This window comes from Methylomicrobium sp. Wu6, assembly GCF_035916875.1.
Taxonomy (GTDB): domain Bacteria; phylum Pseudomonadota; class Gammaproteobacteria; order Methylococcales; family Methylomonadaceae; genus Methylomicrobium.
The window spans coordinates 1-25,024 of the sequence record NZ_JAXUHN010000075.1; the positions used below are offsets into that span (position 1 = coordinate 1).

18 protein-coding genes and 1 pseudogene are annotated in these 25,024 nt (G+C 55.0%); 12 read left to right on the forward strand and 7 right to left on the reverse strand.

Annotation, left to right across the window (positions count from 1 at the left end; translation table 11 throughout):
* Window positions 1-156 precede the first annotated feature (156 nt).
* The 4 genes from U2W12_RS10325 to U2W12_RS10340 all read right to left on the reverse strand — a co-directional run bounded on the left by U2W12_RS10325 (window position 157) and on the right by U2W12_RS10340 (window position 8,657).
* Window positions 157-690 carry a hypothetical protein gene (locus U2W12_RS10325; RefSeq protein ID WP_326500602.1) on the reverse strand — a complete coding sequence of 178 codons (534 nt, stop codon included), beginning with the start codon at window positions 688-690 and terminating at the stop codon, window positions 157-159.
* Between the two features lie 2 nt (window positions 691-692).
* Window positions 693-1,214: a hypothetical protein gene (locus U2W12_RS10330; RefSeq protein ID WP_326500603.1), complete on the reverse strand. Its 522-nt coding sequence runs from the start codon at window positions 1,212-1,214 to the stop codon at window positions 693-695.
* 116 nt (window positions 1,215-1,330) lie between these two features.
* Complete coding sequence (locus tag U2W12_RS10335) at window positions 1,331-3,073, reverse strand: sulfite reductase subunit alpha (protein ID WP_326500604.1); 1,743 nt, start codon at window positions 3,071-3,073, stop codon at window positions 1,331-1,333.
* An 82-nt stretch (window positions 3,074-3,155) separates the two neighbouring features.
* Complete coding sequence (locus tag U2W12_RS10340; protein WP_326500605.1) at window positions 3,156-8,657, reverse strand: glutamate synthase-related protein; 5,502 nt, start codon at window positions 8,655-8,657, stop codon at window positions 3,156-3,158.
* Window positions 8,658-9,099: 442 nt separating this feature from the next.
* On the opposite strand from U2W12_RS10340, the gene U2W12_RS10345 reads away from it, so the two are divergent.
* The 11 genes from U2W12_RS10345 (at window position 9,100) to ispF (ending at window position 21,407) form a co-directional block, all read left to right on the forward strand.
* Window positions 9,100-10,317 carry a UbiH/UbiF/VisC/COQ6 family ubiquinone biosynthesis hydroxylase gene (locus tag U2W12_RS10345; RefSeq protein ID WP_326500606.1) on the forward strand — a complete coding sequence of 406 codons (1,218 nt, stop codon included), beginning with the start codon at window positions 9,100-9,102 and terminating at the stop codon, window positions 10,315-10,317.
* 609 nt (window positions 10,318-10,926) lie between these two features.
* Window positions 10,927-11,835 (forward strand): OmpA family protein, encoded by a 909-nt coding sequence (locus tag U2W12_RS10350; RefSeq protein WP_326500607.1) that lies wholly within the window; start codon window positions 10,927-10,929, stop codon window positions 11,833-11,835.
* A gap of 265 nt (window positions 11,836-12,100) precedes the next feature.
* Window positions 12,101-13,069 (forward strand): acetyl-CoA carboxylase carboxyl transferase subunit alpha, encoded by a 969-nt coding sequence (gene accA, locus U2W12_RS10355; protein ID WP_326500608.1) that lies wholly within the window; start codon window positions 12,101-12,103, stop codon window positions 13,067-13,069.
* Between the two features lie 56 nt (window positions 13,070-13,125).
* On the forward strand, window positions 13,126-14,445 hold the full coding sequence (tilS, locus tag U2W12_RS10360; protein WP_326500609.1) for a tRNA lysidine(34) synthetase TilS: 1,320 nt from the start codon (window positions 13,126-13,128) through the stop codon (window positions 14,443-14,445).
* Window positions 14,446-14,550: 105 nt separating this feature from the next.
* Window positions 14,551-16,182: a CTP synthase gene (locus tag U2W12_RS10365; RefSeq protein WP_326500610.1), complete on the forward strand. Its 1,632-nt coding sequence runs from the start codon at window positions 14,551-14,553 to the stop codon at window positions 16,180-16,182.
* A 172-nt stretch (window positions 16,183-16,354) separates the two neighbouring features.
* The gene (kdsA, locus tag U2W12_RS10370) at window positions 16,355-17,188 is read left to right on the forward strand and encodes a 3-deoxy-8-phosphooctulonate synthase (protein WP_326500611.1); all 834 of its coding nucleotides are present in this window, start codon (window positions 16,355-16,357) and stop codon (window positions 17,186-17,188) included.
* A 10-nt stretch (window positions 17,189-17,198) separates the two neighbouring features.
* A complete protein-coding gene (gene eno, locus U2W12_RS10375) occupies window positions 17,199-18,479 on the forward strand; it encodes a phosphopyruvate hydratase (protein WP_326500612.1) in 1,281 nt (426 codons plus the stop codon).
* Window positions 18,480-18,545: 66 nt separating this feature from the next.
* On the forward strand, window positions 18,546-18,815 hold the full coding sequence (gene ftsB, locus U2W12_RS10380) for a cell division protein FtsB (protein WP_326500613.1): 270 nt from the start codon (window positions 18,546-18,548) through the stop codon (window positions 18,813-18,815).
* 35 nt (window positions 18,816-18,850) lie between these two features.
* Window positions 18,851-19,552, forward strand: coding sequence for a 2-C-methyl-D-erythritol 4-phosphate cytidylyltransferase (gene ispD / locus U2W12_RS10385; RefSeq protein WP_326500614.1), 702 nt, complete (start codon window positions 18,851-18,853; stop codon window positions 19,550-19,552).
* A 36-nt stretch (window positions 19,553-19,588) separates the two neighbouring features.
* Window positions 19,589-20,908 carry a tetratricopeptide repeat protein gene (locus U2W12_RS10390; protein WP_326500615.1) on the forward strand — a complete coding sequence of 440 codons (1,320 nt, stop codon included), beginning with the start codon at window positions 19,589-19,591 and terminating at the stop codon, window positions 20,906-20,908.
* Window positions 20,909-20,936: 28 nt separating this feature from the next.
* Window positions 20,937-21,407: a 2-C-methyl-D-erythritol 2,4-cyclodiphosphate synthase gene (ispF, locus tag U2W12_RS10395; protein WP_326500616.1), complete on the forward strand. Its 471-nt coding sequence runs from the start codon at window positions 20,937-20,939 to the stop codon at window positions 21,405-21,407.
* 71 nt (window positions 21,408-21,478) lie between these two features.
* On the opposite strand, the gene U2W12_RS10400 is transcribed toward ispF, so the two are convergent.
* Window positions 21,479-21,859, reverse strand: coding sequence for a hypothetical protein (locus tag U2W12_RS10400; RefSeq protein ID WP_326500617.1), 381 nt, complete (start codon window positions 21,857-21,859; stop codon window positions 21,479-21,481).
* A gap of 261 nt (window positions 21,860-22,120) precedes the next feature.
* Between U2W12_RS10400 and bioA the strand changes: the two genes are divergently transcribed.
* Complete coding sequence (bioA, locus tag U2W12_RS10405) at window positions 22,121-23,422, forward strand: adenosylmethionine--8-amino-7-oxononanoate transaminase (protein WP_326500618.1); 1,302 nt, start codon at window positions 22,121-22,123, stop codon at window positions 23,420-23,422.
* Window positions 23,423-23,639: 217 nt separating this feature from the next.
* Here bioA and U2W12_RS10410 read toward each other — a convergent pair whose 3' ends face one another.
* The gene (locus U2W12_RS10410; RefSeq protein WP_326500619.1) at window positions 23,640-24,728 is read right to left on the reverse strand and encodes a hypothetical protein; all 1,089 of its coding nucleotides are present in this window, start codon (window positions 24,726-24,728) and stop codon (window positions 23,640-23,642) included.
* A gap of 186 nt (window positions 24,729-24,914) precedes the next feature.
* A pseudogene (locus U2W12_RS10415) lies at window positions 24,915-25,024 on the reverse strand (IS630 family transposase); the annotation flags it as partial.

The window sequence follows — 25,024 nt, forward strand, 5'->3', positions numbered from 1 at the left end:
AAATACGAGTGGCTGCCATTCCAATCGTTTACACCTACCGAACTTGAGGAGGCTATCGATGAAATCGGCGCTGGTTTTGGCTCTCAATACCAATTTACTTTCTGCTAAGCACTTAACAAAACGTTAACATAAGAATAGATTGATATAGACCAACTCTTAATGTTGCCGGAGCAATTTCAGCGTGCTTTCCGGCAGATTGTCGGTGTTTTCGCCTTCGAGATGCAGGCGCGCGTCTTCATGCACCGCGGTCATGAACTGGATCAGTTGCATTTCGTAGCGAATCTTTTGTTCATATTCCTCGGCCTCCCACATGTTATGCAGCAGATGCTTGGCATGGTGGTGGATGGTCAATGCGACCGATTCGGGCAAATGCGCATAGCTGTTCTGGATCGACAGTTTCAATTGATCGAGCGAGTCAAGATAATGCTGATAATCCTTGATGTCCTGTTTGCAGCGGGTTTTGTACATCGACAGCTCCGCATCGTGTCGGGTTTTCAAGAGGTTGATTTGATGCTCCAGGTGTACGCTGTGCTTTTTGAGCTCGGCTTCAAGCGCTTTTTCGGCCAGAATGCGCGCTTGCCGTAATTCTGCCTGCTGTGCCTGATTGTTGCGGTGCCACTGCAGATTTTGATCCTTGATCGAATGCAGCAGATTGACGAGGCCGAGCAACCATTTCGATAACCAATGCATGGCTAGAGGTGGGTTATGATCGTTTGTTGAAGTGTAATCAGGCCTTCAATATTAGCCTGCCGGCGGTAAACGTGATTTTGTAGCCGCCAGGTTTTGAGTTGATCCGCTGAAACATGCGGTTTGATTATTGAGAGGTCGCGGTCGATGGCTTTGGCGAGCGAGAGGCTATGTTTACGGTTGTTGGCGCACGCCAAACGCTTTCTTTTGGCTTCGAGAAAATAACGGGTTTGCAACCTGCGGTGAAAAAATAAACGATGCTCCTGATCGAGTTTTCCCTGAATGAACCAGAGCCGGCGATGATGACGTTCAATTCCGGAAAAATAACGGCGGATTGCGTACAGGATTTGTTTACCGGCGAGCAGCAGCAGGGCGGCGAACAGCAGGGCGAACGAAGCGAGCAGGGACAATGCGCCGATTTGATAAACAGCCTTATTGAAATAGGCAAACGGTAGCAAGGAGAGCGCTTCCGCAGCCAGAAACAGCATCAGCGACGCGATGAAGAGTAATAAGGCTATTTTGATCATCGGATTCGGCGAAATTTGTAGAAAAAAGGTTGTGCCAAAATTGCCTTCCTGAACTTGATGATCCCATAAAGAGGGCGCTAAAATCCCCTTTATGGGTTTTTACAATCATTGTTTGATCAATAAACATCCCGGACGTAGCGCTTGTCCTTTTTCAACTTGTTCACATAGTCTATTGCCTGCTGTTCGCTCATGTTGCCGTGTTTGGCGATGAGATCATGCAGCGCTTTGTCGACATCCTTCGCCATCCGATATGCATCGCCGCAGACGAAGAAATATCCGCCTTCTTCGAGCCAGGCGAACAATTCGGCGCCGTGTTCGATCATCTTGTCCTGCACATAAACTTTTTCGGCCTGATCGCGCGAGAAAGCAAGATCGAGGCGGGTCAGGAAGCCTTTTTCCTGCATCGCTTCGAGTTCGTCGCGATACATGAAATCGGTTGCGGCGTTGCGGTCGCCGAAGAACAGCCAGTTTTTGCCGGCAGCACCCCGGTGCTCGCGTTCTTGCAAAAAGGCGCGGAACGGCGCGACTCCGGTACCGGGGCCGACCATGATCATCGGCAGGCTGTTGTCCTCGGGAACCCGGAACACTTTGTTCGGCGTAAAGAAACAGCGTACTTCGGTGTTTTTATCGACAAGATCGGCCAAAAATGTCGAACAGACGCCTTTATGGTGGCGATCGAAGCTGTCATAGCGCACGCTCGCGACGGTCAGATGCACCGTGTCCGGATAGACCCTGCCGCTCGATGAAATCGAATAGGCGCGGTGTTGCAACGGTTTCAACAATTCGATGAATTCGGCGGCGGAAAATTCGCAGCCGGGGTTTTGCCGGAGCAGGTCGAGCGTGTCGCGCCCCCATAAATAATCGGCCAGTTTGTCCTTGTCGCCGGATTCGAGAATCGCATTCAATTCCTTGTTACCGGAGCGGCTGGCGACTTCCTCGATCAACTCCTTGCTCGGCGTTTTGATTTCAAACTGGGTGCGCAAAGCTTCAGAGAAGGGCATCAGTTTGCCGTGGACAAATTCATTTTCATCCCCGTTGCAGCCGATGGCCTGCAAAATGTCCTTGACCAAGTCCGGGCAGTTGGTCGGCACCACGCACAAGGCGTCGCCGGCCTCATAAGTCATTCCGGAGTCTGCTATCGAAATCTCGTAATGGCGGGTTTCCTTCGATGATGAGGCTGCCGTGACTAGACGGTTGACCAGCATTTTGCCGGGGAACGGATTTTTCCGGCTGTAGAGCGATTTTTCGGCCGCCTGCGGTTCGGCCTCGACCACAGTAGCGGTCGTAGTGCCGCCGGACATGAACGGAACGACCGCCTTGATCCACGCTTCGGCGGGTTCTTCGAAATCGACGTCGCAGTCGGTACGTTCGTAGATGCGCTGCGCGCCGAGTTCAGCGAGTCGCTGATCCCATTCCTTACCGGCCTGGCAGAACAGGTCGTAGCTGGTATCGCCGAGTGCGAGCACCGAATATTGGAGCTTTTCAAGCCTTGGCATCGCCTCGTCTTTGACCGCATCCCAGAGCATCTGTGCATTATCTGGCATTTCGCCTTCGCCGTAGGTGCTGGTGATCACCAACAGAGACTCCATGCCGGTCAGCGTTTCCGCTTCGATTTCGTCCATGCCTTTGACTACCGGTTTTAGGCCGTGCGCCTTGGCGATCGTAGCGGCGTCGTTCGCGACCGATTCGGCATTGCCGGTCTGGCTGCCGTAAAGTATGTTGATCACGCGGCTCGCAGTTTGTTGGGCGGCGCCAGCGCTTTGGATCATGTGCGTATGCATGCCGGCAAAAAAGCCGCTGAGCCAGGCGCGCTGGTTCTCGCTATAAGGTCCGTCGAAGGGGATTTGCGGTGTTTTCATTTCCGTTTAATGCTAAATCAATAAAAATCAGAGTCCCCCCAGGTTTTTGGGGGGACGCAATGCGATACGATTGAAGGGGAGGTCAGGCCGTCTGTTCGTTCAGCATGCCTTGCACGATGCTCAGACCGGCGAGACTGCCCAGGTATTCCTCGATAGAAGGAATGTCGGCCAGAGCCGCTTTGTTGAGTTGGTCCTGTTCGATGATCCAGGCGGTGGAGCCGATGGAATAAATGCTTTGCACAGAGCGGTTGATCAGCGCGGTTTTGTAGTCATTCAGGCGCTTATCGGCCAATAACCAAGCGAGTTGCTCATCGTTGTAATTGCTGTAGGCTTCGCGGGTGGTCTTGACCAGCGTTTCCTGCAATTTACGCGGACGCTCTATGATAAGCTTGCGCGCGGCCTGTTCTGTCCGGCTTTGACCTTGTTGGGTCTCGGGCAGATGCTTGAGCATATCTTGAGCGACTTGCTGCGCTTTTTCGAGTACCATGAAGCTGTTGACCAGTTTGAAGGTGAGGTCGGTGTCGGTCGAACCGTAAGCCGGAATCGCGCCGCCGAACAACGGGCTGGCGGTCTGATAAGCGTCGCGGACCTGTTCGATTTGCCGGCGCGCCAATTCGATCGACAATTCCTCGATCATTTCCTTGCGGTCCAGCGCTGTTCGCAGGAACACCGCCGACTGTGTCTTGTTTAGCCACAAAGGCAGCGCGAACTTGAAATGCTCGCGTTCGGTTGCCCAGTTGTTCAGCAGGTTTTTCGCCTTGCTCGAATTCGCATAGTCGGCATGCTGTTCGAGCATCGCCAGTACGAACTGTTCATGCGCGCGAGCGAGGTCACTGTCTTCGCTCAGGCGGCGCAGTTCGACCGATGACTTGTCATACAGGTTCTCGAGCCGGTTTTCCGGATCGTACTGATAGGCGTTGCCGCCGGACATGCCGTTGCAGAAACCTTTACCGAAGCCGCCGATGTTCAGCACCGCGCCGTTGGTCATATATTCGCAGGCGAAATCGCCGACGCCTTCGACGACCGCCATCGCACCGGAGTTGCGCACTGCAAACCGGTCGCCGGCCTCGCCATTGATGAACGCCTTGCCGCCGGTTGCGCCGAACAAGGCAAAGTTGCCGATCAGCACGTTGTTGCCGGGGGTTTTGACGCCGCCGCCGGGGGATTCGACGATCAACAGGCCGCCGCAGGCCGATTTGCCGACGCCGTCGTTGCAGGTGCCGAGATGTTCCATGCGCATGCCGTCATTCAGGAATGCGGCATAACTTTGGCCGGCCGAACCGGTCGTACGGATCACGACGGTATCGGGTGCCAAATAGCGGCGGCCTTCCGCTCTGTGGCCTTTGCCGCGGTTCAGATAGATCGGTTTAGCCTTAGCAATTTGTTGCCCGGACAATTGATAGGCGAGCATCCGCTCGATATCGATCGCGGTCTGGCCGCCGACGGTCTTGTGCCGGTTGTTCAGTTTATATTCGCTACCTTCTATCACGATCTGGGTTTGACCGTTGTCGATAATGCCGGCCTTGACCTTGTCGATGATCTTGTCGTCGATGCTGAAATTGGCTTCGAGGTAAATCGGCTTGGCGATTTTGACCACATCGACATAGGCCAGCATTTTGGTCAGATCGATCTGACCGATCATGGATGGATGCTCGATCAGGTGCAAAAGGTCGGTTTGGCCGCGGATTTCCGCGAGGCTCTTGTAGCCGAGCACAGCCAAGATTTCGCGGACCTCGTGCGCGAGGTTCATCAGATACTGCGCCAACACGCGCGCATCTCCCTTGAATTCTTCGTGCGCGGTGGTCAATCCCGCCGGGCATTTGATGTTGCAGTTTTTCGCCATCACGCAGCGCAGCATCATCAACGCGGTGGTGCCGAATTCGAACGAATCCGCGCCCAAAATCGCTGATTTAACGACATCGAGGCCGCTTTGATGCGCGCCGCTGCAACGCAGGATCACTTTGTCGCGCAGACCGTTGATAGACAGCGCCTGATGAACTTCGGCAATGCCGATTTCGGGTGAGCGGCCGCTGTTTTTCAGGCTGGTCACCGCCGCCGCGCCGGTGCCGCCGGTGTTGCCGGCGACATTGATCACATCCGCGCCGGCTTTCGCGACGCCGACCGCGATCGTGCCGATGCCTTCGGATGACACCAGCTTGACGCCAACCTTTACGCGTGCGGCTTTCGCATCGTGAATCAGCTGACCCAAGTCCTCGATCGAATAGGTGTCATGATGCGGAGGCGGGCTGACCAGTTCTACTCTCGGCGTACCGCCGCGCAGCGCCGCGATTTCGACCGAGACTTTTGCCGCCGGCAATTGACCGCCCTCGCCCGGCTTTGCGCCTTGCGCAATCTTGATTTCGATTTCACGCAGGTTCGGATCGGCTAGATACCCGGCCCACACGCCGAAACGGCCGGAGGCGAACTGCTTAATGTTGCAAGAGCGCAGAGTGTTGAACCGGCTGGAATGCTCGCCGCCTTCACCGCAGTTGCTCAACGAGCCGACAATGTTGAAGCCCTGCGCGACCGCTTCGTGCGCCTCCGCCAGTAACGCGCCGTGACTCATCGCGCCGGACGCGAGCGTCGGCGTGATTTGATGCGCGGGCTGGACTTCGGCCAACGCGATCGGATCGCGGGTTGATTGTATCGAATTCAGATAGTTGGCCAACAGGCTGCCGGTGTCGGCCAGCTTCAATTTCAGCGAGGTTCTTTCGACGCTGACCGTGAATGCGGTATCCGCGAAGCGGTTTTTGAAATGTTGAGCCAACTGTTCCAAACGCGGCGCGGAGGAGTTGCCGTTCAGGCTGACGGTAAAGCTGCCTTCCCCGGTTTTACAGACGCCGAGGCCGCGAATCAAATAGTTGATATTGCCGCGCAGGTTTTGTTTGCCCAAAATTCTGTCGAAATCGGCAGAGGTTTCAGCGATCGTCACATCGGCCGGAAAGTCGATAATGTCGCGCAACGCAGCCGGCCGGGCATCGCGCTCCATGTACAGATTCTTCGTGAAGCTGCGGTAGGCCGGCGTAATGCCGAAGCTGTCGATCTGCTCGGGTGTACGCTTCGCATAACCGAAATCGGCATAGGCGGTGTCGGAGGCTTCCGGCGCTTTGTCCTGTGGGATGTACAGGATCGGCTCGTCGGTCATGTTGATGTATTCGCGGACCGCGGTATTGCCATAGGAGTGACCGGCACCGTCCTGGCGTTCCTTGAACAGGCCGAGGAACGGAATGTCCTTTTCATCATGGACGCTGAGCGCCTTATGGTGCCATTCGGCCGCGCTGGCGGCGATGTCGGCATAGCGCGCGCCGCCGACCGAAGCATGAATGTTCGGGAAATAGGGGGCGAGTCTCGGTTCTTCAGTGTCGATATAGTTCGATTCAAAAAATTCGCCGCCGATATAGCTTTCTGCAGTACACAGGCCGAATTTGCCCATCGTCTTCATCAGCGATTTTTCGACGCCTTTCTGGAATTTATCGAGCACTTTTTGGTGGTCGGCCGCCACAAAATCGGTCATCACGCGGTTATGCACGCTGATCGGGCAGATCGCGGACGCGCCGAAACCGAGAATCGTCGCGACATCGTGCGGGCTGGCGGCCTGGCCGGTTTCGGCGATCAACGAGGAGTTGAAGCGCAGACCCATCTTGACCAGATGCTGGTTGGCGGCGGCGATCATCAACAGGGCCGGAATCGCGGCCATTTCGCGGCCGATCTTCACGTCGCTCAGAATGATGATGCCGGTATTGCTCCGAGCTGCCTGTTCGACTTCCGCGCAGACCTTTAACAAAGCCGCCTCGAGCGCATCTTCGTTTTTCTTCGCATCGTTGAAATCGGGGCGATACAGCATATCCAGCGTGATCGTGCTGACCGCGGTTTGGCGGCGGATTTGTTCGAGCTGGGTGCGCTGCAAAATCGGCGAATCGATCACCAATTGCTTGCTGTATTCGTCCGAAAAAGTCGGTTTCGCGCCCAACGCGACGCGCAAGGTCATGCCGTCGCTTTCGCGGATCGAATCGAGCGGCGGGTTGGTCACCTGCGCGAAACGCTGGCTGAAATAGCGTGACATGCCGCCTTCGGCGCTCGACAACGCGTTCGGCGCAAGGCCGTAGCCCATCGCGGACACTTTTTCGGCGCCCGATTGCAGGATCGGGTCGAGCAGGAACTTGAAGCTTTCCTGGTTTAAAGAGTACGCGGTATGGCACTGGTCGATGTTGAATTCGCGGTCATTGCCGAGTTCGGACAAGTCGATTTTCGGCAGATCGGACAAATGCAGGCTGCGCTGCTGCAGCAAGGCCCGATAGTCTTTTTCTTTTGCCAGGCGCTCCATTACCTGGTGGCTGTTGTATTTTTCGCCGGTACTGTGGTCGAAATAGAGCATGCCGCCAGCCTCGATCCGGCCACGGGTCAAGACTTCTTTCGGTGGAAAGTCGATCTGGCCGGCTTCGGACATCACGGCCAGATATTCTTTCGTTTCGACCGAGCGCAGAGGACGCAGGCCCAAGCGGTCCAAACGCGCGCCGACGCGGATGCCGTCATTGAAAATCAACGCTGCCGGGCCGTCGTTCTTTTCTTCGTACAGACTGAAATATTCGAGCATCGCACGCACTTCTGGCGACAAGGTTGTGTCGTTTTCCCAGGCCGGCGGCATCATTGCCAGCACCGCAGTCACGATGTCCAAATTGTCTTCGTTGATCCGGCGGGTCAGCGTTTGATCCAGGCGGCCGGAATCGGATTGGCCGCACGGAAAACAAATATGCTTGTTATGCTGGCGCGCGATTGCGTTTTCGCTGAGCCGGTTTTTCTTGTCGGTGTTTAACTCGCCGTTGTGCGCCATGTAGCGAAACGGTTGCGCCATCATCGTCGCCGGTGCGGTATTGGTCGAAAAACGAGTGTGGAAAAACAGGGTATTAATTTCGTGATCGGTGTCGTACAGATCCTTGAAATACGGAATTACTTCGAACGAATTCAGCCGGCCCTTGTAAACCTGGGTGCGCGAACTCATCGACAGCGGATAAAAACCGCTCAGTTCCGGTCGCGTAAAGCCTTCTTTTTCGAGATCCAGCAACGTATTCTGAATATATTTCTCGTAGTCGTCATGGCTGGCCGTTTGCAAATGCTCGGGGCGGCCGAACACGACCTGCTTGATCGGCTGCTGGGCCTTCACGGCGGCGGCATTCAAAACCGAATTATCGACCGGGACATCGCGCCACAAGAGGATCGGTAGCTTGGCGATCTGAAAATGACGCTCGATCAGTTCGGTTGTAACCGAATCGTAATGGTCGTGATCTTCCGGGAAAAAGAAGTTCGCGACGCCGAACTGACCCAGTTCGAGATCATTTAAGCCGGTAATCTTGCGGAAGAATTTCAGCGACAAATCGATATTGACGCCCGCGCCGTCGCCGATGCCTTCCGCGCTCATGCCGCCGCGGTGCGGAATGGTGCAGAGGGCTTGATGCGATCTGACCAATAGGTCGTGCGTTTGGAGGCTTTGTTTGTGGGTGATGAAACCCACGCCGCAGCTATCTTGCGATAAGTCGGCATCGTAGAGCATGGGTTGCCGATTGTTCATTCGGGAATTGTTGTTCATGGTTTAGCCCGTCCTAATCATGCCGCGCCGGCGGCGATAATTGATCGTTTGTTTTTCAATGCGTGATGGAGTGAGCCGGGCAAAAACCGGCGCATTGAGTCGTTATGACATTTTCTTTGTTGATGAATTCAACTAGCGAAACCTGCTAATACTAACAGATTTTCCTTCGTTTGTCATTGGCTTGCTGCGTATTCGCGACTTTGAAGAAAAGACCGTCAAACTTTTCGCCGCGCATGCCCGGCACACGCCTGTAGTTTTTCTTATATCACCTAATCGAAGGCTTGTCGAGCCGTCAAATGACGTATGGTCGAGGCGTAAAATATTTATTGGACAATGGCTTAATGCCGCTGTAAAGTCGGACTCTAGCCCAAAGGCGGATCGATCCCGCGCGGTAGGGGACAGTGGTAAACTCAGGTTATACGAACAAGCAGATATTCTCGTCATGAAAGAAGATTTTGATGTGGTGATCGTCGGAGGCGGCATGGTCGGTGCGGCGGTCGGTTGTGGCCTGGGCGGTAGTCCGCTGAAGGTCGCGGTGATCGAAAGCGCGCCGCCCGAGCCCTTTGCGCCGGAACAGCCGCATGATTTGCGCGTCTCCGCGCTTAGCATCGCCTCGAAAAACATCCTGGCGATGGTCGGCGCCTGGCAGGGCGTCGAAAGCCGTAGACTTTGCCCGTTTCGGCGCATGCGGGTCTGGGAGACGGCCGGCGATACCGAATTTTGCAGCGATGACATCGGCGAACGCGAATTGGGGTATATCGTCGAAAACCGGGTGACTCAACTGGCGCTATTGGAGCGCTTGGAGAAATTCGACAATGTCGAGGTCGTCTACCGGGTCAATGTAAACAAAATCCATTATCAACCTGGCAAAGCTGCCGAAATCGAACTGGCGGACGGCCGGCTCTTGTCGGCGCGCGTGCTGGTCGCGGCCGACGGCGGCCAGTCCAGGGTCAGGCAAGCGGTCGGCCTCGGTGTGACCGGATGGGACTATAAGCAACATGCGCTGGTGATCTATGTCGAAACTGCCTGCGGGCAGCAGGATATTACCTGGCAGCGTTTTGTGCCGAGCGGGCCACAGGCGTTTTTGCCGCTGACCGGACACTACGGCTCGATCGTTTGGTATAACTCTCCCGATCAAGTCAGCCATTTGAAAACATTGGCCGACGACGACTTATTGAACGAACTGCAAAATGCCTTTCCGGATTGTCTCGGCAAGATCAACAAAGTGTTGGGCCGGGCGAGTTTTCCATTGAAACGCCAGCATGCGCAGGAGTATGTGAAGCCCGGCGTCGCGCTGGTCGGCGATGCGGCGCACATGATCAATCCGTTGGCTGGGCAGGGGGTCAATATCGGCTTTCTCGATGCGGCGGCGCTTGCCGAAGTGTTGCTCGATGCGTATAAGCGTGACGAGGATATCGCCGGCATTACCGTCTTGAAACGCTATGAAAAAATGCGCAGGAGCGAGAATCTGAAAATGATGACGGTGATGGATGTGTTTTACCGGGTGTTCAGTAATGATCTATTGCCGGTCAAGTTTTTGCGCAATCTTGGATTGGGGCTGGCCGAGCGGATTTTTCCGGCTAAAAATTTGGTCATGCGTAGCGCCATGGGTATCGCGGGCGAGTTGCCGAAACTTGCGCGCGGCAAGCCGTTGGTCTAATTGCGGCCGCTCTTGCTCTTCATATGAAAAATGCTGTTTGAACTGCCGGTGTACGAATCGCTCGATTTTGCGGCTACAGGGAAAAAGGCGCGATATCGACGTCGTTCGAACGATCGTAATGAATACAGCGGTCATTGCTAGAAAAACGGCGTCATTCCGGCATGGATTACCGGAATCCGGTTCGCAAGACGGTGAAAAACAGCCTTCGCTGTCATTGGAGTATGTTAAATACGCCGGCAGCCATCCCCGGGCTTTCGGATTTCGGTGGCCCCTGCCAAGAGACGGTTTTTCCATTCGATCCGCTGCAAGTTTCAACAGAGTACGGTCGCCCTGGTTTCATGGTGAAGATGTGCCTCGGTTCGCGATAGGAAATGGCCCGTCGGTGTGGCTGGAAGCGTCCAATATATTGCCCACTAATCATCCCGTTTCTGCGAACCAGATCACAGTTAGGCTGCGGGCTATTGTTCAGCGTCTGTTTAGATTCTGTTACTATAATTTGTGCAAAATTTTTCGAAAATTCCGGCCAAACTAAGCAGTTATTGGTTTTAGCTGCTGTTAATCGGCATCATTCAAATGGTCGTTACATTTCAACTCAAGACCGAGGCAAACATGAAAAAAACGTTTTTAATTACCGCGATCGGCTCTATGCTGCTGACTGCATGCGTCACTGACCCTTATACCGGCCAATCCACCATCAGCAATACCGCGAAAGGCGGCGGCTTGGGCGCGGCGACCGGCGCGGCGATCGGCACCGCATTCGGCGGCAATGACTGGAAGAACGCCGGGTGGGGCGCTTTGGCTGGCGGCGCGGTTGGCGCGGCGGTCGGTGCTTACATGGATCATCAGCAAAAACAAATGGAGCAGTCATTGCAGGGCACTGGCATCGAGGTGCAAAGAACGGCCGAGAATACGCTGAGCCTGAACATGCCGAGCAGTATTACTTTTGCTTTCGATTCGTCGACTTTGACGCCGCAGGCGCAATCGGCGCTGAATTCGGTGTCCAGCATTCTGAATCAATATCCCGAATCGACGATTACGATCACTGGTCATACCGATGATTTGGGATCGGATACTTATAATCAGCGCTTGTCCGAGCAGCGCGCCGCCAGCGTATCAAGCTACCTGGGGCAGCATGGCGTCAACACCTCGCGTTTGAGACAGCAAGGTATGGGTGAAAGAATGCCTAAATATCCGAATACCAATGAGGAAAACCGTGCGCAAAACCGCCGTGTCGAACTGGCAATTGTCGCGAACAGCAATGCCGGCGCGCAACAAGGCTACCCTCAGCAGCCTCAACAGCAGAGTTACCCGCAGCAACAAGGTTATCCTCAGCAGCAGGGCTACCCGCAGCAACAAGGTTATCCGCAACAACAGGGTTACCCGCAGCAACAAGGCTATCCGCAACAGCAGGGTTACCCGCAGCAACAAGGTTATCCGCAACAGCAGGGTTACCCACAGCAACAAGGCTATCCGCAACAGCAGGGTTACCCGCAACAACAAGGCTATCCACAACAGTAGTACGGATTTTGCGTTAATCTTTTTGATCAGCCGGAGAGCCGCACGGTTAGCCGGCGCCAAAACCCCGCCCTGCCGCGACTCGCTTGCGGCGGGGCTTTTTTTCGCGGATTTGTCGGCATCAGAACTGACGAGTGACCGATCCAGGCTCGGTGGATTTATTGGCGGTCGGTTTGCCGCATCGGGTATAATCGCCTATGGTTGGCAGCATTTTTCAGTCTGCCGGCATTTTTGTTGACAGACATAGACCATCATATTATTAGGCGCCATGGATTTAAAATTTCTCGATTTCGAACAACCCATTGCTGAACTGGAAGCCAAAATCAGAGAACTCCGTAATGTGGAATTCGATAATGACATTAATATTTCCGATGCCATCCAGCAACTGGAAGAGAAAAGTCGCGCGCTGACCGAATCGATCTTCGCGAACCTGTCCGATTGGCAGATTTCGCAATTGTCCCGGCATCCGGGGCGTCCTTATACGCTCGATTACATCAAGCTGATGTTCACCGATTTTCATGAGCTGCACGGCGACCGCGCCTATGCCGATGATCCGGCGATCGTTTGCGGTCTGGCGCGTTTCGATGAGCAGCCGGTAATGGTGATCGGTCACCAAAAAGGCCGCGACACTAAGGAAAAAATTTACCGTAATTTCGGCATGCCGCGCCCGGAAGGCTATCGGAAAGCACTGCGTGTGATGAAAATGGCGGAGCGTTTTAAATTGCCGGTGATCTGTCTGATCGACACGCCGGGAGCTTATCCCGGTATCGGCGCGGAAGAACGCGGGCAAAGCGAAGCTATCGCGAAAAATTTATTCGAAATGGCCAAGCTCAGAACACCGGTGATTTGCACGGTGACCGGTGAAGGCGGTTCCGGCGGCGCATTGGCGATCGGCGTCGGCGACCGCTTGATCATGTTGGAGTACAGCACCTATTCGGTCATTTCGCCGGAAGGTTGCGCGTCGATCTTGTGGAAAAGCGCCGACAAGTCACAGCTCGCGGCCGAGGCGATGGGGATTACCTCCGATCGCATCCGTGAGCAGGGCTTGCTCGATGAAGTGGTGCGGGAGCCGGTCGGCGGTAGTCATCGGGATTTTGAGGGCGTGGCGGCCAATTTAAAGGAAGCCTTGCAGCGCCATCTGGAAGAATTGAAAAAGCTCGATCTCGACGAACTGCTCGAAAAGCGCTATCAGCGTCTGATGAACTTCGGCGCTTTCATCGAAGAGCCGGTCAAGTAGCCGGTATCGTTCATGCCTGGTTGCTGTCCAGGTGCTTTCCCCAGGATTTTTTTGATATGCTGACGCCTCGGCTGATCGGGTCTGCGCTCGAATCGTGCGAGGCGCCCCCCCGGCAAATCTTGCTTGCCTATAGCGGCGGTGTCGATTCGCATGTGTTGCTGCATTTGTGTGCTCAAGATCAGGCGTTGCGCGATAGACTGACGGCGGTACATGTGCATCACGGTCTGCAGGAACAGGCTGAAGGCTGGGCGTGTCATGCCGAACATACCGCGCGCGCGCTCGGCGTCAAATTTCTGTTGTGCCGTGTCGATGCGCATCCCAAACCCGGTGAAAGTCCCGAAGAAGCGGCCAGGAACGCGCGTTACGCGGCATTGCAGTCGGCGATGATGCCCGGTGATGTGCTGTTGGTCGCGCAGCATCAGGATGATCAACTCGAAACGGTTCTGCTGCAATTGCTGCGCGGCGGCGGTTTGCTCGGGCTTGCCGGGATGCCGGCAAGGCTGCCGTTCGGACGGGGGACGCTGGTCAGGCCGTTTCTGTCTGTTCGGAAACAGCGGATAGATGACTACGCGGCGGCGCAGCAATTACGCTGGGTCGAAGACCCCAGCAATAACGAGAGTGTTTACGACCGGAATTTTCTGCGCCGAGAGATCTTGCCGTTATTGAAGCAGCGCTGGCCGTCCTGCGACCAAACCGTTGTTCGTGCGGCTGGTCATTGTGCGGAAGCCCATGCGCTGCTGACGGACATGGCGGCCGAGGCGTTCGGAGAGGTTTACCAGGAAAGCGATAATACCCTAAGTATTGAGCTGCTGAATACGTTCGATCTGCCGCGGCGGCGCATGATCATTCGCCATTGGTTTCGGCAAATGGGTTTGAAAATGCCGTCGCAGGCTTTTCTGGAGCAGTTGTTTGGCCATGTGATCGACGCAGGCGCCAATAGCGATCCGGTGCTTTGTGTTCAGGGTTGTCGAATCCGTCGCTATCGGGACAGGCTGTATTGCCTCAAAGAGGAGCACGGCGAGGATATGCGGGATTTCGACTGGCCGGAGCATGCGGAGTCGGTAAAAATCGGCAAGCGCATGATTCTGACTCGCATGCGGTCGATGGCGGGAATTCCCGAGACGATTTGGTTGCAGTCAACGGTGTCGGTCAAGTTCCGTTGCGGTGGCGAAAGCATCGCGTTGCCGGGACGCCAAGGCCATCGCCGCCTGAAAAATCTTTATCAGGAAATCGGTATTCCTCCGTGGCAAAGAGATGAGATGCCGCTGATTTATCTTGACGGCAGATTGGCTGCAGTCGCCGATCTTTGGATCAGTTCCGAATTTTATCGGGAGGGTCAAAGCGCCTGCATCCGGTTCGCCTTGCGCCCAGATTGATCTTTTCGCTCGATAAATCGCTAAAGACGATGATGCCCATTTGGTGATAAAATAGCCAACCTTCTGATACCAGTCATCTGTTCCAATCCGAAGCAAACATCTTACATGACCAAATATATCTTTATCACCGGCGGAGTCGTCTCCTCCCTCGGCAAGGGCATTGCGGCGTCCTCTCTCGCGGCCATCCTGGAGGCGCGTGGCCTGAAAGTGACCTTGACCAAGTTGGATCCTTACATTAATGTCGATCCGGGCACGATGAGTCCTTTCCAACACGGTGAAGTATTTGTCACGGAGGACGGCGCGGAAACCGATCTGGATCTGGGTCATTACGAGCGCTTCCTGAAGACCACAATGACCAGGAAGAACAATTTCACGACCGGCCAGGTTTACGACAACGTGCTGCGCCGCGAACGCAAGGGCGAATATCTCGGTGCGACTGTGCAGGTGATTCCACACATCACCGATGAAATCAAGAGCCGCGTCTATCAAAGCGCGGAGGGCATGGACGTCGCGCTTATCGAGGTCGGCGGTACGGTCGGCGATATCGAATCGTTGCCGTTTCTGGAAGCGATACGGCAGATGCGTGTTGATCTGGGAGCGGAACGATCCTTGTTCATCCATTTGACGCTGGTGCCTTACATCCGCTCGGCCGGCGAAATTAAAACCAAGCCGACACAACATTCCGTCAAAGAACTCCGTACGATCGGCATCCAGCCGGACATTTTGATCTGCCGTTCGGAACAGCCGATTCCGGTTGCCGAGCGACGCAAGATCGCACTGTTTACCAACGTCGAGGAAAAAGCGGTCATTTCGGCGGTCGACGCGGACACAATCTACCGGATTCCGCTCTTGCTGCATGCGCAGGGGCTCGATGATATCGTCGTGAACAAATTACGGCTGAATGCGCCGCCCGCGGATTTGACCGAGTGGAAAAATGTAGTCGACGCATTGACGACTTCCACGAATGAAGTCAATATCGCGATCGTCGGCAAATATGTCGATCATACCGATGCCTATAAATCACTGAACGAAGCCCTGATTCATGCAGGCATACGAACCCGCAACAAAGTCAAGATCCATTATATCGACTCGGAAATGATCGAGGACGAAGGTGTCGGCGCGCTGAAGAATGTCGATGCGATCCTGGTGCCGGGCGGTTTCGGCGAACGCGGCGTCGAAGGCAAGATCGCGACAGTCAAATACGCCCGCGAAAACAAGATTCCTTATCTCGGCATTTGCCTCGGCATGCAGGTCGCGGTGATCGAGTTCGCCCGCGATGTCGCCAAGCTCGAAGGCGCGCACAGTACCGAGTTCCTGCCGAAGTCGCCGCATCCGGTGATCGGCCTGATCACCGAATGGATGGACGAGGCCGGCCGGATCGAAACGCGCGACCAAAATTCCGACCTGGGCGGCACGATGCGCCTCGGTGGCCAGCAATGCCGCTTGCAGGCCGATTCGCTGGCGTTCAGGCTGTATCAGAAAGACGTGATCACCGAACGCCACCGCCACCGTTACGAGTTCAATAACCAGTATTTCGGCAAGCTCGAAAAGGCGGGCCTGAAGTTTTCCGGCAAATCGATCGACGGCCGCCTGGTCGAAGTGATCGAAATCGCCGATCATCCGTGGTTTCTGGCCTGCCAGTTCCATCCCGAATTTACCTCGACGCCGCGCAAGGGGCATCCGTTGTTTTCGGGTTTCGTGGTTGCGGCGGCGGAGCATAAGAAGGCAATTGCGTAGGATGGGTAGAGCGCAGCGAAACCCATCAAAGGGCTTATGCGCGGCCCGATGGGTTTCGTTCCTCTACCCATCCTACGCTACTTCGTGATGGCGGCGGTCGAGCACAAAAAGGCAGTGGCCTGATGTCGCGATCCGATGGCACATTAAGAATTTAAAAAACTAGAGAAAATTGATGCAATTATGTGGTTTTGAAGTCGGCCTCGACAAACCGTTGTTTTTGATCGCCGGCCCCTGCGTGATCGAGAGCGAGCAACTGGCGCTCGATACGGCCGGCTATCTGAAGGAAGTGGCTCGGGAACTGAACATTCCGTTCATTTACAAGACGTCGTTCGACAAGGCGAACCGTTCGTCGCACGAAAGCTTCCGCGGTCTCGGCATCGAGCGCGGGCTCGAAATCCTGGCCAGGGTCAAGCACGAGATCGGCGTGCCGGTATTGACCGACGTACATGAGGACACGCCGCTGGCGGAAGTCGCGAAGGTCGTCGATGTGATGCAGACCCCGGCGTTCCTGTGCCGGCAGACCAATTTCATCCAGAGCGTCGCGGCCTGCGGCATTCCGGTCAACATCAAGAAAGGTCAGTTTCTGGCCCCTTGGGACATGGCGAATGTCGCGAGCAAGGCGAAGGCGGCAGGCAATGAGCAGATCATGGTCTGCGAGCGCGGCGTCTCGTTCGGCTATAACAACCTGGTCTCCGACATGCGCTCCTTGGCGGTGATGCGCGATACCGGCTGTCCGGTCGTGTTCGATGCGACCCATTCGGTGCAGTTGCCGGGCGGGCAGGGCAGTTGCTCGGGCGGCCAGCGCGAATTCGTGCCGGTATTGGCGCGGGCGGCGGTCGCGGTCGGCATTTCCGGCCTGTTCATGGAAACGCATCCGAATCCGGCCGAGGCGAAGAGCGACGGCCCGAATTCGTGGCCGATGCACCGGATCAAAGAATTACTCGAAGTTTTATTAACCATAGATCAGGCGGTGAAAAGCCAGAGCCTGATAGAAACCACAATCTAAGGAAACATTAATGGCTGCAATAGTAGATATTCGTGCAAGAGAAGTCCTGGATTCGCGCGGTAACCCGACCGTCGAAGCCGATGTAGTACTGGCGTCCGGCGTGGTCGGCAGTGCAATGGTACCTTCCGGTGCCTCGACCGGCGAACGTGAAGCGATCGAGCTGCGCGACGGCGACAAATCCCGCTACCTCGGCAAAGGCGTCCTGAACGCGGTCAACAATGTCAAGACCGAAATCCGCTCTGCGATCATCGGTTTCGACGTGGCGGATCAGGAAGGCATCGACAACAAGATGATCGAATTGGACGGCACCGAATCGAAGTCGCGTCTGGGTGCGAACGCCTTGCTGGCGGTGTCGATGGCGGCGGCGCGTGCGGCGGCGCAGGAAAGCAAGCAGCCTTTGTACCGCTACCTGAACAAAACCGGCGAATTCGTGATGCCGGTGCCGATGATGAACATCATCAACGGCGGTTCGCATGCGGACAACAGCGTCGACCTGCAGGAATTCATGATTTTGCCGGTCGGTGCGCCGACTTTCCGCGAAGCGATCCGCTACGGCGCGGAAGTGTTCCACAACTTGGCCAAGGTGCTGAAATCGAAAGGCCTCGCGACCACCGTCGGCGACGAAGGCGGCTTCGCGCCGAATCTGTCTTCGAACGAAGAAGCGATCAGCGTGATCCTGCAAGCGATCGAACAAGCCGACTTCAAGCCCGGCGTCGATATCTACCTGGGCCTCGATGCGGCCGCGTCGGAATATTACAGCGATGGCGTCTACGATCTGGCTTCCGAAAACAAGCAATACAGCTCGGCGCAAATGGCCGATTTCTTCGTCGACTGGGTCAATAAATATCCGATCATCAGCATCGAAGACGGCTTCGACGAAAACGACTGGGACGGCTGGAAACTGATCACCGAAAAACTCGGCGGCCGCATCCAACTGGTCGGCGACGATTTGTTCGTGACCAACCCAAAAATCCTGAAACGCGGCATCGAGCAAAGCATCGCAAACTCGATCCTGATCAAAGTGAACCAAATCGGCACCCTCACCGAAACCCTGGCCGCGATCGACATGGCGAAACAAGCTGGCTACTCGGCGGTCGTGTCGCACCGTTCCGGCGAGACCGAAGACACTACGATCGCGGATCTGGTCGTCGCGACCGGAACCGGACAAATCAAGACCGGATCGCTGAGCCGCTCCGACCGCGTCGCCAAGTACAACCGCCTGATGAAGATCGAGGAAGAGTTGGGCGGCGTGGCTCGATACGCAGGCCGCAGCGCATTCAAATCGCTCTAAACCTTTGCGACAAGGCGCAGGCAGGGCGATTCTCGCCTTCAGCCTAGCGCCTTGAAACTGGATGTTATGAAAATTCTGGTTCCGGTCATCCTTTTACTTATCGCGCATTTCCAGTACCGCCTGTGGCTCGGCGACGGCAGTCTGAAAGAAACGCGCGCCTATCAACAGCGTCTGGCGGAGTTGAAAAGGCTCGGCGAAGAAAAGCGGCAGCGCAACGAGAAACTGATTGCGGAAGTAATGGACCTGCAAAACGGCCAGGAAGCGATCGAGGAACGCGCGCGCGAAGACTTGGGGATGATCCGGCCGGACGAAACCTTTTTTCAAGTGATTGAATGACGCGGCGGGCCGTTGCCGTTAATTAAGCTGTCCCGATGAACGAATCAAGCAAATTCTGGGCCGTGGTGCCCGCGGCCGGCGTCGGCAAGCGCATGCAATCCGACCGTCCCAAACAATATCTCGAACTGGCCGGCAAAGCGGTGATCGAGCAAACCTTGACGCGTTTGCTGGGCGCCGATGTGTTCTCCGCGATCGCAGTCGCGATTACGGTTGAAGACCCTTACTGGCCCGAACTCGCCATGTCCCGGCATCCCCGGATTGTAACCGCGCCCGGCGGCAAGGAAAGGGCCGACTCGGTATTGTCGGCGTTGAAGTCGCTGCGCGACCGCGCCGATGACAACGATTGGGTACTGGTGCATGACGCCGCGCGGCCTTGCATCGCCTCGGAAGATATTCATAAACTGATCGATACGCTAGCCGACGACGAAGTCGGCGGCATCCTCGCGCTGTCTTCACATGATACGTTGAAAGACGTGGAGGACGACACGATCGTCGGCACCCTGGATCGCCGTCGTATCTGGCGTGCTTTGACGCCGCAGATGTTTCGTTACGGCATGTTGAAAGCCGCGCTGGTCGAGGCGGAAGGCAATCCTTCGATCACCGATGAAGCGAGCGCGCTCGAACTCAAAGGTTTCAAGCCGAAAATCGTCGAAGGCCGGCCTGACAATCTCAAAATCACCCGGCCCGAAGATTTGGCGCTGGCAACGTTTTATCTGGAGCAACAAGCGACTCGGTAAGGAATGATTCCGGACTAAACCAGCGAGCTTTCAACCATGCGCAACAGCGGGCCAAAAATTCATACCACCGTCGAAAAGCTCAAACTTGCTATCGACAGCCACCGCCAAGGGCGCCTGGACGAGGCTGAAAAAATCTATCGAGCGGTGTTGAAAACGCAACCTTCAAATCCCGATGCGCTGCATTTTTTCGGCGTGTTGCTGCATCAGCGCGGACGCAGCAACGAAGCGATCGTGCGTATCGAGAGGGCTTTGCGCGTCAATCCCTCCTATCTCGACGCGCGTATGAATCTGGGCAATATTTACAAAGAAACCGGCGATATGGCTAAAGCCGCCGCGATTTTTCGTAAAGTCATTGCGATGAAACCCGATCACGTCAATGCCTACAACAATCTCGGTGTCGTACTCAGAAAAGCCGGCGATTTGGACGAATCGGTGCGGATGCTGCAAAAAGTGTTGGCCCTGGATCCGGATAATGCCGACTGTCTGCACAATCTAGGCAACTGTTATCAGGATCAGCATCAAATTCAAAAAGCGGTCGAAGCCTATCTGCGGTCGATAGCGCTGAAACCGAAGCAAAAGGATGCCTATGAAAGCCTGTGGCAGATGTTTCGTCGTAAAGGTGAAATTGCCGCCGCCGCTGACGTGTTAGCCAAATGGCTGGAGGCCGATCCGGAAAATCCGATTGCTAAACATTATATGTCCGCCTGCGCCGGAGTCGATATTCCCGATCGGGCGTCGGACGCATACGTTCAGCAGACCTTCGACGATTTCGCCGCCAGTTTTGACGCAGTTTTAAAAGGGCTCGACTATCGCGCGCCCGAGTTGACGGCACAGGCTGTTGCCGAAGTTTTTCCCGAACCGCAAAACCGCCTTTTCCTGCTCGATGCCGGTTGCGGAACCGGATTATGTGGCGCATTTTTAAAACCGTATGCGCGCAAGTTGATCGGCGTCGATTTATCACCCGCTATGTTGAGTAAAGCCGAAGGCCGCGGGCTTTACGACGAGTTGGCGGAAGCCGAATTGGTCGAGTATATCGGTCGCTATTCCGAGGCATTCGATCTGATCGTTTCCGCCGATACCCTCTGCTATTTTGGCGAACTGCAGGCTTTTTTTCGGGCGACGCGCGATGCGCTTAGAGCAGGAGGCTGTCTGGTTTTTACTCTGGAAAAAATCGAAGACGGCGCGTTCGGGGATTTTAAACTAAACCACCATGGGCGTTATTCGCATCGTTCGGATTATGTCAGCCGGGCGCTGGATGCTTGCGGGCTTACTCTGTTGTCGCTTCGGACTGTGGTTTTGAGAATGGAGCGCGGTGCGCCGGTAGCCGGTTTGCTGGTTACCGCGATTTTGAAATAAACCCCTTAAAAACGTTAGGTAATATTAAATGAGAATAGGGCAAGGTTATGACGTGCACCGCTTTAATGAGGGCGATCACATTATTCTGGGCGGCGTGACGATTCCTTTCGAGAAAGGGCTGGAGGCGCATTCGGACGGCGACGTGGTACTGCATGCGCTGGCTGATGCGCTACTGGGCGCGGCGGCGCTGGGCGACATCGGCAAGCATTTCCCTGACACCGATCCGCAATTCAAAGGCGCGGATAGCCGGGTGTTGCTTCGCCATGTTTACGGCGTCGTTCGGGAAAAGGGTTATACGCTGGTCAATGCCGACATCACGATCATCGCCCAGGCGCCGAAAATGGCGCCGCATATTGCTGCTATGTGCCGGAACATCGCCGAAGATTTGCAGGCCGACAGCGATTGCATCAATGTAAAAGCCACCACGACCGAAAACCTTGGTTTCGAAGGCCGCAAGGAAGGTATTGCGGTGCAGGCGGTGGTGCTGGTCGAAAAATAAAATTAGGGATTAGGTGCAGAAGGGCTAACCCTGCTCTCTGCGCCCAAGCATGCTATTTCGTCATTTCCCGTTTAAAAATTGCACCCAGCTTTTTTATTGACGCTGGGCTGCTCGGCAGGCGGAGGGAACGACGCCGGAGTGGGTCCGATACGTTGCGCAACCGGCATCGGCGCTGTGGCTGGTCGGGAGCAGTCGCCGTTATATTCATAATCACCGGCCGGTCTTTCAAAAATCCATTTGAATGGTTTGCAGACGGTTGTATTGCCGAGTTTTTCGAATGCGTCATGAGGAGAGGGAGTTTCGGCCAGCACGGTGACGGAGCTTAGGCCTACAAATAGGCCCGCACCGACGATGCCGACAGTCCGCAGAATAATATCCATCATCACATCATAACCATCGCTTTCGACCGGTTGCTGAGGAGCGAAGTCCGGAGTTGTGGCCACTACAGACAAGAGTAAAAATCGAGGCGTTAACTTTTCATTCGACTCTCCAAGCGTCTTGAGATCAAATCGTACCGGATGTAAGGGGCAATGCCATTAAGTTAAGAGAAGCTTCGCTCCTTCTCCCTTCGGGAGAAGGTTGGGATGAGGGGATCAAAATAAAGTATTTTTCCTTATTTTTGATCCTCCTCACCCCAACCCTCTCCAGCAGGAGAGGGAGCGAAGCTTCTCTTAACTTAACGGTATTGACGCAGAGCATGGGAACGACAAAAAATGACGCACAAACTATTCAACGTAGAAGCCGCGCTCGCCTTCGACCGCGCCCACATCTGGCACCCCTATACCTCGATGACCGCGCCCGATCCGGTCTACCCGGTCGTCTCCGCAGACGGCGTGATGATCAAGCTCGCGGATGGGCGCGAACTGATCGACGGCATGTCCTCCTGGTGGTCGGCGATCCACGGCTACAACCATCCGCGCCTGAACGAGGCCGCAACCGAACAGCTCGGCAGAATGGCGCACGTGATGTTCGGCGGCCTGACCCATCCGCCCGCGATCGAACTGGTCGAGCGCCTGCTGGCCATCTGCCCTCCGGGTCTGGATAAGGTGTTTTTCTGCGACTCCGGCTCGGTCGGCGTCGAAGTGGCCTTGAAGATGGCGCTGCAATACTGGCAGGCGCAAGGCCGAACCGAAAAGCACCGTTTCATTGCACTCGGCGGCGGCTATCACGGCGACACCTTCGGCGCGATGTCGGTCTGCGATCCGGTCACCGGCATGCACCATTTGTTCCAGTCGGTGCTGCCAAAACACCATTTCGCGCCCCGCCCCGCTTGCCGCTTCGGCGAATCCTGGACTGGTGGCGACAGTGAAGGCCTCGAAGCCTTATTGAAAGAACACGCCGGCACCTGCGCCGCGCTGATCCTCGAACCGATCGTGCAGGGCGCGGGCGGCATGTGGTTTTACCACGCCGAGTATCTTAAAATCGCGCGCGAGCTATGCTATCAATATCAGGTGCTGTTGATCGCCGACGAGATCGCGACCGGCTTCGGCCGCAGTGGGCGCTTGTTCGCCTGCGAGCATGCGGGCATCGCGCCCGACATTCTCTGCGTCGGCAAGGCATTGACCGGAGGCTATCTGAGCCTTGCGGCGACATTGTGCACGGCGCAGATCGCCGAAACGATCTCGAACGGCGAAGCCGGCTGTTTCATGCACGGCCCGACCTTCATGGGCAATCCGCTGGCCTGTAGCATCGCCTCGGCCAGCATTGATCTGCTGCTGGCTTCCGACTGGCAAAACCGCGTCAGCCGAATAGAAGCGGGGCTCAACAAAGGTCTTGCTCCATGCAGAGATCTGTCGGGCGTCGCCGATGTCCGCGTGCTCGGGGCGATCGGGGTGATCGAGATGGCTGCTCCCGTAAAGGTCGCTGCCGCGCAGAAGTTGCTGATGGAAAGCGCCGTCTGGCTGCGCCCCTTCGGCCGCCTGATCTATACGATGCCGCCTTACATCATCGACGAAGCCCAACTTGCACACCTGACCTCGGCGGTACACGCCGCAATCAAGCAATTGAGCGCTTAGATTTTCTGGTTTCCATGCACTGGGAGTGGGAACTCAGAAAGTAGCCTCGATGCAGCGCAGCGGAATCGAGGGCTTTGCTGCCTCGATGTACCTCGATTCCGCAAGGCTCCATCGAGGCTACCTTGCTATCGATCCAGATGGGACTGTCGAAATGGCATTTTGACACAAGAAAACGTCATAACATCTTGGAAAATAGCGGACCAACGCAAATACTCCATTATTGGCTCTTAAGCGACTGTAACACCTCACTAGCTAAAGCATTTATCCCCTTCATCAATTGATCAAAAAATACTTTTCTGTCCGAATTGCAATATGAGGCCATAGGATGACAGGTGGGACTCTCTTGGATACGTATTTCATAAGGTCGTTCCTGACTGCCCGCCACCGACTGACTATAAAGGAATGTTTTTCCAAAGAGCACTTGCCGAGACTTGATGTCAGTTATGTTGAAATGAAGCACCATTTCAATACAGAAAGTTCCATTAAGGTCGCATTCACGGAGTTGTATACGCTGAATATTGGTATTTATGAGGGTCTTTATGCCGAGACGAGCTGCCTCCTCTATGGGCTCGGCATGATTTAACGCAACAGGAAAAGACAAGTTTTTTGCTGAAAAGGCCTTATCTATAGCTTCGTTAAGTTTGGCAGAGAAATCGAACTGTGTTAGTTCCTTCTGGAGTGAGTTGATGCAGGGTTTCCACTTTGCCTCGGTATACTTGCCATAGCCAGCCCCGATTATTGCACCTACCGGCAAATACATGGTGTACAGCATTATAGGTAAGGCACATGCTTGTCCACATTGAACTAAACCACTCAGGTCTGGCGGTGGGGAGGAGGGCTTTCCCGGATCGCCCAATCCAGTGAAACGACTCATGCCCCGGCTTGTCCATGGCGGAGAAACAAACTTATCTTGTCGTTGAATGACCAGCCCAATAGGCTGCAAATCACTGACTGTTCCAGTAAATTCAGCGGTATAAGGTTGGAGCAATTCTGTTACAAATGGCCCAGAGTTTGCCATGTTGGACTTGACTATGGCTTCTGCCGCTAAGCTCTCATCAATTGGAGGGGCGGCTTCATCGCAATTCGGTAAAATAGAGTCTTTACATTTAGTAAAGAAAGAACCGCCATAAATTACTTTTGCCTCCTGGCCAACGTGAAGTCGATAATGCTTTGTTAAAATAGCGGCATCATATTTGTTATAAACATCCTCAAATCTCCACGTAGACACCTCCAAGTCAAAATCGCCTGGAGCAACCGTAAAATAAATCCAGCCTAATGACTTTGCTTGCTTAGAAGGGGCTGCCACGCGATTAGTCCTTGGATAAATGGGTTCCGGAGCCTCGCCAGTGGTTAGATTTGTTAAAGAAAGTTTATAAACCTCCCGCCCCCCACGAATAGGAGGAACTGAGGTATCGACAAGCTTATTACCTATTTGCGCAGCTAGACGGAGTAGAATTAAGGAATGTTTACCTTTGTTTCCAGATTCTAGTGTCTAATTGCATAAGTTAGAGATTGTATTTTTGATCTGGCTGCCAACGACTTCGCGTTTCTTCCAAACGAAAGGTTGCGCTCCCGTGTTGTAGGCAGCAATGTATTTCTCCA